Source organism: Methanosarcina subterranea (assembly GCF_055385895.1).
The window spans coordinates 637,367-650,621 of record NZ_AP042426.1 but is presented as its reverse complement, the minus strand read 5'-3'; the positions used below and the strand labels follow the sequence as shown (position 1 = coordinate 650,621).

Here is a 13,255-nt window from a genome sequence, read left to right as displayed (position 1 = left end):
TCAGGTCTCCCTATTCGAGAGGGCTTTTATAATGCTCCTGCCAAAGAATACGCCCGTAAGGGTCAGAAAGAGATTGGCACTGATGTTTCCAAGGGCAGGAATAAAAGGCATGCTGAAAGACTGGACTGCAAATGTAGAGAAGGTCGTAAATGCTCCCATAAATCCGGTCCCGAATGCGATCCTTCCTTTAGGGCCTATGAATCCCAGGTACTCAGTGTCATACATTATCATGCCCAGCATGAAACTCCCGAGTACGTTTACAGACAAGATGCCAAGCTGCCCTTCCACAAGCTCGCAGAGCAAAAATCGGCAAACTGCTCCCAGAAAGCCGCCAGCTCCTATTAGAAAAATCTTGTCCATTTCTTTATCTGGAGAGGGCATTTTCTTCACTTATATTGTTAGTAAAAAATGGAGTAAAGGACGGTTACGTCGTTCCTTCTACCTCCTGTTAGTATAAAGTTTTATTCATTTCCAGAGAGCGAAAAAATAAAAAGAGTTAGCCGAATTCGTCTCTGTTTATCTGTTTTATTGATGAGGAAGACAATTATTCGATAAGGAAGACATCTACTTCCTGTCCTTCCTCATAGCCTTCCACATGCTCAGGAACGAGTACATAACCGTCAGCCTTTGCAACCGAACTCAGAACTCCTGCCCCAGCCCCCATAAGCGGGCGCACCCTGTCCCCTTCAAAGACAACACGGATGAAGTTGACGTATCCTATTTTTGAACTTATTTTTGCAGCCAGGCGCTTTCGAAGGACAATTTCCGGCATTTCAGGTATCGAGCCCAGTTTTCGGATTCCAGGGCGGACAAAGAAATAAAGGGCAACAAGACCGGCAACCGGGTAGCCTGGAAGACAAACCACTGGAGTTTTACTTATCACACCAAGGGCTGCAGGTTTTCCAGGGCTGAGACCGACGCCGTGAACAAGCAGTTTTCCCAGGGATTCCACAACTCCCGGAGCATGGTCTCTTTTACCGACCGAAGTCCCACCTGAAAGGAGGATCATGTCAGCGTCAAGGTTTGCCTCTACTGCTTCTTTTATGCTCTCAGGGCGATCAGGCACGATTCCTGTGCATCTGGGAATCCCACCCCACAGGTTCATATAAAGGGTAGCCATAAGCCCATTGGTTTCAATTACCATCCCAGGCGGGGGGACTTCGTCAGCTTTCTCACGGCTTACCAGCTCGTCTCCTGTAGGGATAATTGCAACCACAGGTTTTCGGAAAACACTCACCCTGTCAAGCCCGAGGGATGCAAGGACTGCAGCATCACAGGGACGAAGGAGATGCCCCTTTTCAAAAACCAGATCTTCTGTTTTTATGTCCTCTCCAATCTGCCCGACGTTCCTTCCAGGATAAACCTGAGCCCTTATCTCAACCATATCCCCGGCTGTAACAGTGTCCTCAACCATTACAACTGCATCAGCCCCGTCAGGCAGGGCAGCTCCGGTATGAACCCACATAGAAGTTCCTTCCTCTATACTGTCAGAAAGCTGTAAGAGCACGGGATTTGCAGGAGAGGAGCCCTGTGTATCAGATGCCCTTACAGCGTATCCGTCCATTGCAGCACGCCTGTAATGAGGGACATCTCTCCCGGAAACTACAGACCCTGCAAGTACCCTGCCAGCACAGGCTTCAAGTGGCACTTCATCGGTGTGCCTGAGAGGAGAAATGTTTTCAAGGAAAAGCTGTAAAGCTTCATCAACTGAAGTGCGTTCTTTGAATATCCTGCCCATATCCTCGCCCCCTGAAAAAAATCATCCTCCGGAAACAGGAGGCAGAACTCCAATTTCATCCGAGTCTTTAAGGAGAGTGTCAAGCCCTTCAAGGTGCCGGACATTATTTCCGTTGACAAGGATATTAATGGAACCGCAAAGAACCGGGCTTTCATCCTTTACATCTGGTTTTTCAAAAATAAGGTTTTTTAAGTCAGGATATCTCTCAGTGAGGGATAAAAGGACATCGATAACCTTTTCTCCGGAAAGCAGGAGTTCAGGTGTGCCTGCTGCCTCACGCAGATTTGCAAATAACTTAACCTTTACTTCAGCCATGAGGAAGACTATTTCATCCTACTCCTTAAATATACCTATGCCTCATAAGAAGAAGTCATCACCGGAAGGTTTGGGAAACAATGCAGCAAAGTCCAGATAACAAAACCGCAAATTCATCGGGGCTCTCGGATAAAAAGTACTGGCTTCTCGGGCTTCTGATTGTGTTTTTTGCTCTGACGCTCAGGCTATTTAAGCTTGGGGAGAGGGTTTTCCATCATGATGAAAGCGTACATGCCAGTTTTACCCTCAAACTGCTCGAACACGGAGAGTACAGTTATAATCCAGCCTACCATGGTCCTTTTCTCTTTCATTCTACTGCAGCCATCTTCCATTTTCTGGGAATAAATGATGCAACAGCCCGCCTGGTTCCTGTCTTTTTCGGAGTTGCAACTCTTCTTTTGCTCTTCTTGCTGAGAAAAGAACTGGGAAAAAACGGAGTGCTCTGGTCAATGTTTCTGCTTGCATTTTCTCCAGGCATGGTATACTTTTCAAGGTTCTTCAGAAATGATATGATAATTATATTCTGTACCCTGGCTATTGTTGCAGGCGCATTCCGCTATCTCGACAATATTCACAGCTCAAAGCGATACCCTTACCTCATCCTGGCAGCATCAGCTCTTGCCCTTGCCGTGTCTTCAAAAGAAAATGCCTATCTTATCATCCTCATTTTCGGGGCTTACTCCGGACTGGGCTTACTATACTGGATTTATTCAGACTGGAAAAAAGAAGGAGTGGGGCTGCAGAAGACTCTTCTCCGTAAAATTTCAGCTCTTTTACCTTACCTTCCTGAGCTCCTTCTTTCAGGAGCATTGTCCGTTTTTATCATATTGTTTTTTTACTCCAGCTTTTTCAGGAACGATGTATCCCTGTTTTCAATCGTGGAAAGAGCTTTTAACCACTGGATGGAAATGCACAGGATAGAGAGGATAGGAGGTCCTTTTTACTATTATCTCCCCATTCTTTTTAGATATGAGATTCCGGTTATACTCTTTGGGACTGCGGGCTTTGTCCATTTTCTGGTAAATAAAGGGCGAGGTAAAGGACAGAATTATTCATTTTTCCTTTTTCTCTGTTACTGGGCACTTACCAGCCTGCTGCTCTATTCTTATCTGCAGGAAAAAGTCCCCTGGCTTGTCGTACATATCGTCCTGCCTTTCGGACTCCTTGCAGGAGCTCTCCTTGGAGAGGTATTTTCCCGGGATACTGAAGGCGGAAAACCTAAACAGGCAAATTATTCTGGCAAAACCAGCACTCTACTGGCAGGAATTCTGGCGCTCACTCTGCTGATCTCTATAGGTCAGTGCATTTCAGTAAACTATTACCGCAGTATGGAACCGGCTGAACTGATCACATACACGCAGGCCTCTCCAGAGATTCGCGAGCTCATGGAAAAGATAGAGGGATTCGACCGAAGGCCTGAAACCCTGAGGCTTTACGTGGTCGATCCGAATCAACTGTACTGGCCCCTGCCCTGGTACCTGCGAGACTATGAGAAAATAGGGTACTCTTCAAAACTACCCGATAGCAGTAAATATGATGCTATAATCGTGCCCATATCCTACGATATGTACAGGGAAATCCCTGAAGAAGAATATTCCTCTTACAACTTTACTCTGCGCCCGGGACGAGATTTCACCCTCTATTATAAGAACAAACTTGAAAAAACCGAATAATCCTTTTTCAGGCAGCGAAACTGAAATTCTGGGTTTTTTATATAAATAAAGATTCACATAGTAAGTGTAGGAACAGAAAGAATCGGGATATAAAGATAGCTGTGGGTGGGGTGTTCATGCTGGTAAAGAGTTTTACACAGGGAAAAAACTCTGGAAAAAACGGCATCGATAATGCAGAACCTGAAAAAAGTTTCCGAAAAGGAGACGAACTTTCGGAGGCTTCTCAGGAATCTTCTCAAAACTCAGAAGCATTTTTCGAATCAATCGTTAAGGGATCTGAAGGCTGCCTCTGGATGACGATTGAAGAGCTTATGACCAGAGACCTGGTAACAGTAAATGAAGATGCACCTGTTGAAGAAGTATTTTCACTTTTTGCAAAACATCCTTACCATACCCTGCCAGTAGTTAATAATAAAGGGGAGCTTGCAGGCATTATTGACCTGGACATCATTCTTGAGATTCTGCTTTTGTGCCTGATGCCCAGAGAGAAACACACGCCTTTTACAGCTAGAAGGTCTCTGGGAGAAAATGCAAAAGAAATTATGATTAAGCATCCTGTGACAATCTCTCTGAAATCCACACTGAAGGATGCCTCTGATCTTATGATGAAGCACAGGTTTGACCATATATATGTCAATGATGATGGAAAACTTGTAGGGATCATATCCAAGAGAGACCTCGTAAAAGAGATTTGCAGAAGAAGAAAAAAAGAAGGCTCTAAGGAAAAAGAGGACTGATAAAGGAGAATTAGAAAAAGGAGGTAAAGAAGGGAGTTAAAGAAATAAAGGCTAAGAGGGGAGTAAAAGGAAGTGAAAGACGCCTCTGAAGAGTCTTAAGTAACAGATAATTTAGACAGGGTTGAGGTAAGAAAAAGTAAGGGGGTTACAGCCATAAGTGCTCTGTTTCAAATATTATTTCTTATTTTCAGCGTGAAAATACTGGGTGAGGCAGCAGAGAGAATTGGTGTCCCCTCAGTTATGGGAGAGATTCTGGCTGGAATATCATTTGGAGTACTTTTTCTTGACATAGAGACCGGAGTAATTGTCTTCTTTGCCGAACTCGGTTCGATTTTTCTTCTTTTCACTGCAGGATATAAAGAGGTTAACTTCAAGGAACTGAAATCCGCATCATTAACTGCCCTTGTCCCTACGCTTTCCCAGATTATTTTTGCCTTTGCTTTCGGTTTTTTGCTCGGAAGGATTTTTAATTTTACTTTTCTTCAGAGCCTTTTTATGGCGGTTGCTTTCAGCCCGACAAGTATAGGGGTGGTGATCAGGACCCTCATAGACCTGAATTATCTTTCCAGCAAGCCAGGCACAGTAATGCTCTCCTCGGCGATCCTGGACGATATAATAGGGATTTTTTTGCTCTCTGTAGTGGTCACCTTTGCCCGCTTCAACCGTGCGCCTTCAATTCTGGGTATTCTTACGATTGCAGGAAAAATTCTGCTTTTTCTGCTGATTATGTATATTCTCGGAAAATACTTATTTCCCAGGATTTTTGGCTATGCTCAGAAAATGCATGCAAAAGAAACAGTATTTTCCCTTGTGGTCATGGTAGCCCTTTTTTCTGCCTATCTTGCAGAGTTTTTTGAGCTTCATGCAACAATAGGAGCTTTCATAGGAGGAATATTAATATCGGAAATCCCCCTTGCCAAGCTCCAGGATGTGCAGAGCAAAGTGGAAGGGCTAGCTTATGGAATTTTGATCCCACTCTTTTTCGCATTCATAGGCTTTTCAATTGACCTGTACACCCTGGGAAATACAGGTCTCTTTGCCCTCGTGGTCATCTTCCTCGCCCTTTCAGGAAAGCTAATAGGGGGTTTTATAGGATCAAAAGCTATAGGTTTTGATTTTTACGAAAGCTTTATTTTCGGGGTAGGAGTCATGCCCAGAGCAGGGGTAGAACTTGTCGTGCTAACCATAGGCAGGGACCTGGAGATCATCAATCAGGAAATATTTTCGGCGGTAGTGCTTATGGTGGTTATATCCATTCTGATTTCACCTTCAGCGTTGAAGTTCGCAATTCAAACTGAAAGAAAAAATAAAACAGATAGAGAAATAAGTGTGGAATAAGGACACAACTATCCAAAATAGAAAGGAAATAGGGTATCTATTAAGACTTAGAGCCGGAAAAGATACCCATTTTTATACATATTCCTTTTTATCAGCGCTCTTCCTGGAGTTCAGGTACTTTATAATCTCCATCGAAATAAGTGTGGTGGAAGCTAAAGCCAGTATGACTCCCCACTCAGAAAGTGAAAGGGGAACTGTCCTGAAAGCAAATTGGAGGAACGGGACGTAAATCACCATCAACTGCAGGGCCACTGTGGTCAGGACCGCATAGACCAGAGCTTTGTTTGTAAAAAGCCCCAGAGAAAAAACCGAATACTTATCAGAACGCCAGTTGAATGCATTGAACATCTCTGAAAAGACAACGAGTGTAAAGACCATAGTCTGCAGTTTCGAAATAGAAAAACCATTATCCAGGGACCAGACTAAAAGTATCAGTGCCTGAGAGGCGATAAGCCCTCCCAATCCCAGCCCGGCAACGATTTCACGGCGGGTGATAAGCCCTTCCTCAACGTTCCTTGGCTTCTGTTTCATAAGCCCCCTGTCAGGAGGTTCAACAGAAAGAGCCATCGGAGGGAGACCATCCGTTATCAGGTTAATCCACAGGATCTGTACGGCAAGCAAAGGAAGGATCTGCCAGCCTAGAATTACTATGAGGACAATCAGGACTTCTCCTATATGGGCTGTGAGTCCGTAGGTGATGAAATTCTTAATATTCTTAAATATATTTCGTCCTTCTTCAACCGCTGAGACAATGGATGCAAAGTTATCATCGGTCAGGATCATGCTTGAGGCTTCTTTGCTGACGTCAGTGCCTGTAATGCCCATTGCTATGCCCATATCAGCAGCTTTCAGAGCAGGCGCATCATTAACCCCATCTCCGGTCATTGCTACAACATAACCCTTCTTCTTAAGAGCTTTTACCACCCTCAGTTTATGAGCAGGATAAACCCGAGCGTAAACCGAGACCTTTTCAACTCTTGCCTCAAATTCGCTCTCGTCAAGGCTGTCAAGTTCCGAACCAGTAAGAGTAAGGTCGTTTTCTTTCAAAATCCCGAGTTCTCTTGCAATTGCAGCTGCTGTAACCTTATGGTCTCCAGTTATCATTACAGTCTTTATGCCGGCATCCTCACAGGTTTTGATTGCAGCTTTCGCTTCTTCTCTTGGAGGGTCTCTCATGCCAATTAACCCTGAAAAGACCATGTCTTCTTCGACCTTTTCTGCAGGAATTTCCCCGGAAGAGACTTTTTCTGGAGAAAAACCTTCATCAAACGGACGGAAAGAAAGGGCCATAACCCTTAGAGCCTGATTAGCGAGTTCTTTAACCTGCTCGGAGATTTCCTGCCTCTGTTCTGGAGTTAAATCTTTTATTTCACCGTTGAGAAGAATCTTTGTACATGAGCCAAGAATTACCTCAGGAGCTCCTTTTGAGAAAGCCACGAGCTCGGAATCCAGAAAATCGCCCGGACCGTCCTCCAGCTTATTGAAGGTTGTCATTCTCTTACTTTCGGAAGAGAAAGGGATTTCCGCAAGTCTCGGATACTTTTGATCAAGTTCGGATTTTTCAAGTCCAGCCTTTGCCGCAGCGACTACTAGAGCTGCTTCTGTCGGATCCCCTGTAATTTTCCATCTATCTTCTTCTTTATAAAAATTTGAATCGTTGCACAGAGCAGCCCCGAGTAAAAGTACTCGAAGATTCTTATCATCCTCCGGTACTTCGGAATCACCTTTTTCAGAATCACCTTTTTCTGAACTGCCTTTTAGAAATTTCCCCTCAGGATTATACCCGACTCCCGTTACCTTGAGAACCGTCCCATTAACATATATCCCCTCAACCGTCATTTTGTTCTGAGTGAGCGTGCCTGTCTTGTCGGTACAGATAATATCCGTAGCACCCAGGGTTTCTACTGAAGGCAGTTTTCTTATAAGGGCATGCCTTTTGACCATGCGCCTTACTCCGAGCCCTAGCCCTACTGTGACGACTGCAGGAAGGGCTTCAGGAATAGCGGCAACTGCGAGCGCAACGCCCCAGAGAAACATGTCGATAGGGGGAAAGCCGGAAAAGACGCCGAGCACTGCAACAAAAGCTACGATTACAAGAGTTGCCGCGCCAATCCACCTGCCGAATTTATCAAGGCTTTCCTGCAGAGGGGTTCTGGATCTTTCTATTGTCCCGAGAAGCCCGGCAAGCTCTCCAAAAGAAGTTTTCATGCCTGTTGTCGTGACAACAGCTTTTCCTCTTCCATAGGCAACTGCAGTCCCTGCATAGACCATATTTTTTCTGTCAGCCTCAGGAGTGTCAGCAGGTAGAACATCGGGAGTTTTCTGGACAGGCACGGATTCCCCTGTAAGCGAGGACTCATCAACTTTGATATTATACTCTTTAATTAGCCTGGCATCTGCAGGGATGCGGTCTCCGGTCTGAAGCAGAAGAATATCACCGGGAACCAGTTCTGTTGATGGGATCTTTTTTTCAGCCCCATTCCTTATTACTACTGCTTCCAGAGATGTCAGGGACTTAAGAAGTTCGATCGCTTTTTCAGCCCTGTACTCCTGCACAAAACCTAGAATTCCAGCAAGAAAAACAGTAAATAAAATCACTACTGCATCAATGGCCTCACCGAGTATAGCCGACACAATGGAAGCAATTATCAGGATAGCGATTAAAATACTTTTGAATTGTGAGAGAAGAAGTCGAAAGATAGGGACTTTTTCTTTTTCTTTAAGTTCATTTTTTCCATATTCTTCCAGTCTCTTTTCGACTTCCCCGGAGTCCAGGCCTTTTTCTGATGTCCTGAGCTTCTCAAAAACCGAGCTAATTTCCTGATCGTAGTACAACCCTTACCCTCACTTCTTTTTAATGAGACATCTCTGAACTTAGCATGCCCTGTGCTTTAATATGAATGAGTTTAATGTATATATAGCGGTTAGACACATCGATATGCAAAGGGGTTTTTATGTAATTTGTAATTCTACAAAATATTTTCCTGGAAAAAAATGTTAAATCTATCTATTTCTTTATATAGAAATCACATAATTGTAAATACCAATTATCAGGGATTAAAATACCAATTATCAGGGATTAGTTTAAAAAAATTTAAGGAACAGAAGGAAAAAGTATAGCATGAAAATAGTAATAATCGGAAGCGGGCTTGCAGGTTTGTCAGCAGGTTACAGACTCTGTAAATCTAACGAAGTAATCGTTTTTGAAAGAGATCCGGATATTGGGGGAATGGCAGCAAGCTACTGTCTGGAACACTCCGGAAAAAAATATTTTATTGAAAGGTACTACCATCATATATTTAGAAGTGATTCCGAACTTCTTACCCTTATAAAAGAACTAGGGCTCGAAAAGAAGATGCTGTGGCTGGAAGCAAAAAACGCCTATTTCGTGGACGGTAAAAACTACCCTATGAGTACACCTTTTGAGATCCTGCATTTTAAACCTCTTTCCACGCTTGACCTGGTAAAGCTTGGCCTGCTGGTCTTCAGGATCAGACTGATAAAAGACACAACTCCTTATGACAGGATAAAGGCAAAGGACTGGATTCTCGATACTGCAGGAAAGTCTGTGTACGAAAACTTTTTTGCTCCTCTTATGAAAAGTAAATTCGGAGACAATGCCGACAGTGTTTCTGCTGCATGGCTTATCGGAAGGGTGAAAATAAGGTCTGATAGGGGAAAAGAAGGAGAGAAACTGGGATACATGCGAGGAGGGTTTAATTCCCTTGTAGAAGCCCTGGCAGGGGAAATAACTGCAAACGGAGGAGAAATTAGAACAGGCAGGGAAGTAACGGAAATTGTGATTAAAGACAATGCCGTACAGGGAGTGGTAACTGGTGGGGAATTCATCGCCTGCGACGCAGTTATTTCAACTGTAGAACCAGTGGTACTGGATGCAATCACCGGAGGCAAGCTTGGAACTCTGCATGAAACCCTAAGGGATATCCGTTATCAAGGAACAGCATGCGCTCTGATAGGACTTGACGTAAGGCTCATGAAAAATGGAAATTACTGGTTGAACATAAAAGCAGATGTGCCTTTTGGAGCCGTAATCGAACATACTAATTACGTGCCTTTTGAAGATTATGGAGAACACCTTGTGTACGTAACATCTTACTTCCAGAACAAAAAGAGCACTCTCTGGACACAAAAAGAAGAAGATGTTATAGAATCTTATCTGAAAGGGCTCGAAAGAATGTTTCCCGAATTCTCAAGAAGTAGGGTCCGCTGGACAAAGCTCTACCGTAGAATAGATACTGCTCCCGTATACGAACAGGGTTATCTTGAAAAAGTACTTCCTTTTGCTGCAGGTCCTTACGGACTCTACCTTGCAGGAATGTTCTCTTCAACCAATTACCCGGAAAGGAGCATGAACGGCTCGGTGAAAGCAGGGTTTGAATCGGCGGAGCTACTCATGAAAGAAAAAGAAATTAAAAGTAAATAACAAGAAACTAAAACCCGGTAAAAAAGAAAGTAAAAAGCAGCAGGTGGAGTGAGTAACTTATGAGAAGCTGGAAAATAACAGAGAAGTAAAATGACCAGAAAAACGAGCAGAAAAGTGGTTTCGGGATTAAGAAAAGTATTCCCAACCCAGGCATACTTTCTATAGTATCAACTTTTCTTAATATTATTGGCTATACTGTTGTTTTTCACACTTTACTTGCGGGCCGGTTATATACCAGCGCGGCGAAAGGATAAAAATAGGAGAATCTCTTTTCGAGTATGCTGAATAATATTAATTGATTTATCGGGGACCATTCAGGCTTAAATATAAAATCTGAAAAATAAAGTTATGTATATTAATGAGAATATTTAACTCAAAACAATCCCTTCGGACGAACTATTATATAGCCTAAGGGATGATATTATACTGTCTGTGCCTGCAGAATTTCTTTCTGCAAGGCTGCCTGTCTTACCGGGTCTGTCACTCTTGGGGATTTGAAAGTGGCAGATAAAGGAGAGGCAGAGAAAACTTAAAAAATGTTCAGAATTTCGCCTAAAAAGGCTTTTTGGGGGCGCACAGGTCATACCCGCAAGGGTTGGCATAGGGCAACATATTGTTTTCCATTAAGGCCGAGCTCTCAAAAAATAACCCGGATGCTGAAAAGAAGCTGCCTGAGCTTCCGGGAAGGGGTATTGGTGGCATAAAAATAAAAGGAGTGGTAAAAGATGTTATTCATGGACGTTAGTACCTGGGACCCTTCGAATCGTGATAGAATCCTTGAACACTTTAAGAAACTTGAAATTCCCGAAGGAATTGATGTTATCAACCAGTGGGTTGACCTTTCCGGAAATCGTTATTACATTCTTTACGAAGCAGAAAGTGCCGAGGCTTACGGAGCCTTCAACCTGCCATGGTCCGATGTCTGCGTGATTGACAGCGTCCCCGTAATGGAAGCTTCCGAATTCATGCAGCTTCTGCCCAAGTACAAAAAGTAAGCTGCAAAGATAAAACATCAGTTTACTTATCAGTTTACTTAAAAACTCGGTGAGCCGGCTGATGGAGGCTCATCGAAAATCTTTATTTTATGGCTTTCAAACGAAAGAACTTATAGATTCTGCTCGATTAAATTCTGTTTTATTAAATTCTGTTTACCAGGTTCTGTTTACCAGATTCTGTTTACCAGATTCTGTTTACCAGATTCTGTTTACCAGATTCTGTTTACCAGATTCTGTTTTTGCTTAGTCTGTAAGGTATTTAGTCTTCAACCTTTTAGCATCAAAGTCTTAACAAAGGATTTTAACAGCCAGCTCCGGTATTCAGGTTTTTAACCTACATTCGGCAGGTTAACGTAATTAGAGATAGATATTTTCATATTTCTCTCCCATGAGACCCAATATCTTCCAGTGAAGATCCTCCATATTCAGTATTTCTGAATTTACTTCACCTTCTTTCTGAGAAATAAGTTCTGTAATTCCCTGGAAATTGACAAATATCCATCTCATCGTAGGTCTTTTTGTTGGCTTTCCTTTTTGATCTGGAACCGTTTCATTTTCTTCCTCTAATTTTGTCCTTAATTTCCATTCTGCAATTGAATAAATCATTAAGCAGAGAACCATTGTCATAGCCAGTGCTTCAATTCTGCTTTTATTCTTTAGGTAGACTTTCGATATGCTAAATGTATCACTTTTCAAGAATCGGAATCCTTTTTCTACATTGTCCTGTCCTTTGTAATACTTCAGCATCTCTCCCGGAGAAAGAGTGATATCATTACTCGCAAGAATGAAAAGTCCCATTTTCTCCATTTCATTCAAAACAAAAGCATCATTAACCTTTATGCTTCCATCAATCCTGAAATAAGTCTTTAATTCCTCATCTTTAGAAGGTCTGCCTCTTTTACCTGATTCACGTTTTTTAATGGATTTCAAATCAACTTTTTCAAAAACAATAGAAGGGAATTCTTTAATCCATTTCTCTGCAGCTTTTGATGCATCCTCTTCGCAGAAGAAGTCCTCTCCTTTCAGCTTTTTAAAAGCCTTCTCTGCTTTTTCAACCTCTTTGTCAAGTTTCGTCCTGAGAGTTTTCTCTTTCTTCTCCTTCATCTTGTGAGAAAGCAGCAAAACCCACTTTTGTTTGACTCCGCCATATTCCACAAAGGTTTGATAAAAAGAGTACCTCTCATCACTTTTTAGCGTTTTCAGGTTCAGATTTGCAGTTAGCAGTTCCTTTGCCTCGGAAATTGTTGCAGGAACACGACTGATCCAGAATGATTTTCCGATATTCTGGATATTATTGTCTGTGTAAAAGGAACTATCAGCGACATAGTACACTTTGCTTTCAGGTCTTAAAACTGATTTGAGAGACGTTATTGCATCCAGAATTGTGTTTTTGTCGGAAGCATTTCCTGAATGTGTGTTCATGAAAAGAGGTATTCCATGCTGATTAACAATCAAGCTCAGTACAAATTGTTTGAGGTCCCATCTTCCGTTTTTGGGAATTCCAAAAGTAATATCAATAGACTCAGTTTCTTCGTCTTCATAATCACCATAAACGCTGACACTTGTAGTGTCAGAGTGTAAACAGTGAACAGGAATAGGTAGACGAGCCATAATGTGAAGGGTAATTTCCGTAAACAGTTTTGTAGGGCCATATTTTACGATTTTGTCAAGAGTCTCTCCGATAGCATATTGATTCAGGTCTTCTTTTGTTATACCGTCTCCAAAAAGCCTTTCAGTAGAAATGTTTTTGAAAAAATCAGGAAACAGGTACAGACGTTGCCCTATGAAACCTAGACCATTGAGTACCATGGCAAGGATGCAGACTGAGTGAGGAACATTATGATTCCGTTCTTTGGGAAGTTTCTCATCGATCAGTTTGTCAACTTCAAGTTCTCGGAAAACTCCAGCCATAAGACCTAGGTGACCTAAGAACCGTGTACGTTTTAAGGAGGATTCAACTCTTCTACTACTGTTTTTCTCTGCCATGGGATAACCAAGAAAGAGATATAAAATTA

Annotated in this window: 11 protein-coding genes; 6 read left to right on the top strand and 5 right to left on the bottom strand. The window is 42.6% G+C overall.

Annotation, left to right across the window (positions count from 1 at the left end):
• From crcB to ACZ5A8_RS02765, 3 genes are all read right to left on the bottom strand, one after another.
• The gene (gene crcB / locus ACZ5A8_RS02775) at positions 1-381 is read right to left on the bottom strand and encodes a fluoride efflux transporter CrcB (RefSeq protein ID WP_464532074.1); all 381 of its coding nucleotides are present in this window, start codon (positions 379-381) and stop codon (positions 1-3) included.
• A gap of 163 nt (positions 382-544) precedes the next feature.
• Positions 545-1,738, bottom strand: coding sequence for a molybdopterin molybdotransferase MoeA (locus ACZ5A8_RS02770; protein WP_464532073.1), 1,194 nt, complete (start codon positions 1,736-1,738; stop codon positions 545-547).
• Positions 1,739-1,759: 21 nt separating this feature from the next.
• Positions 1,760-2,053 (bottom strand): ubiquitin-like small modifier protein 1, encoded by a 294-nt coding sequence (locus tag ACZ5A8_RS02765; RefSeq protein ID WP_464532072.1) that lies wholly within the window; start codon positions 2,051-2,053, stop codon positions 1,760-1,762.
• 80 nt (positions 2,054-2,133) lie between these two features.
• On the opposite strand from ACZ5A8_RS02765, the gene ACZ5A8_RS02760 reads away from it, so the two are divergent.
• The 3 genes from ACZ5A8_RS02760 to ACZ5A8_RS02750 all read left to right on the top strand — a co-directional run bounded on the left by ACZ5A8_RS02760 (position 2,134) and on the right by ACZ5A8_RS02750 (position 5,801).
• Positions 2,134-3,726 carry a flippase activity-associated protein Agl23 gene (locus ACZ5A8_RS02760; RefSeq protein ID WP_464532071.1) on the top strand — a complete coding sequence of 531 codons (1,593 nt, stop codon included), beginning with the start codon at positions 2,134-2,136 and terminating at the stop codon, positions 3,724-3,726.
• Positions 3,727-3,842: 116 nt separating this feature from the next.
• The gene (locus tag ACZ5A8_RS02755; protein WP_464532069.1) at positions 3,843-4,463 is read left to right on the top strand and encodes a CBS domain-containing protein; all 621 of its coding nucleotides are present in this window, start codon (positions 3,843-3,845) and stop codon (positions 4,461-4,463) included.
• Between the two features lie 192 nt (positions 4,464-4,655).
• Complete coding sequence (locus ACZ5A8_RS02750) at positions 4,656-5,801, top strand: cation:proton antiporter (protein WP_464532068.1); 1,146 nt, start codon at positions 4,656-4,658, stop codon at positions 5,799-5,801.
• 72 nt (positions 5,802-5,873) lie between these two features.
• Here the strand turns inward: ACZ5A8_RS02750 and ACZ5A8_RS02745 are convergent, their stop codons facing one another.
• Positions 5,874-8,636 carry a cation-translocating P-type ATPase gene (locus ACZ5A8_RS02745; protein ID WP_464532066.1) on the bottom strand — a complete coding sequence of 921 codons (2,763 nt, stop codon included), beginning with the start codon at positions 8,634-8,636 and terminating at the stop codon, positions 5,874-5,876.
• Positions 8,637-8,922: 286 nt separating this feature from the next.
• Here ACZ5A8_RS02745 and ACZ5A8_RS02740 point away from each other — a divergent pair, with 286 nt between their 5' ends.
• From ACZ5A8_RS02740 to ACZ5A8_RS02730, 3 genes are all read left to right on the top strand, one after another.
• Complete coding sequence (locus ACZ5A8_RS02740) at positions 8,923-10,245, top strand: NAD(P)/FAD-dependent oxidoreductase (protein ID WP_464532065.1); 1,323 nt, start codon at positions 8,923-8,925, stop codon at positions 10,243-10,245.
• A 613-nt stretch (positions 10,246-10,858) separates the two neighbouring features.
• Complete coding sequence (locus tag ACZ5A8_RS02735; RefSeq protein ID WP_464532064.1) at positions 10,859-10,990, top strand: hypothetical protein; 132 nt, start codon at positions 10,859-10,861, stop codon at positions 10,988-10,990.
• Positions 10,971-11,240: a DUF3303 domain-containing protein gene (locus tag ACZ5A8_RS02730; protein WP_229387894.1), complete on the top strand. Its 270-nt coding sequence runs from the start codon at positions 10,971-10,973 to the stop codon at positions 11,238-11,240. Before ACZ5A8_RS02735 ends, ACZ5A8_RS02730 begins: the two co-directional genes overlap by 20 nt.
• Before the next feature lie 357 nt (positions 11,241-11,597).
• On the opposite strand, the gene ACZ5A8_RS02725 is transcribed toward ACZ5A8_RS02730, so the two are convergent.
• Positions 11,598-13,226, bottom strand: a complete 1,629-nt coding sequence (locus ACZ5A8_RS02725; RefSeq protein ID WP_464529695.1) for an IS1634 family transposase — start codon at positions 13,224-13,226, stop codon at positions 11,598-11,600.
• Positions 13,227-13,255 lie beyond the last annotated feature (29 nt).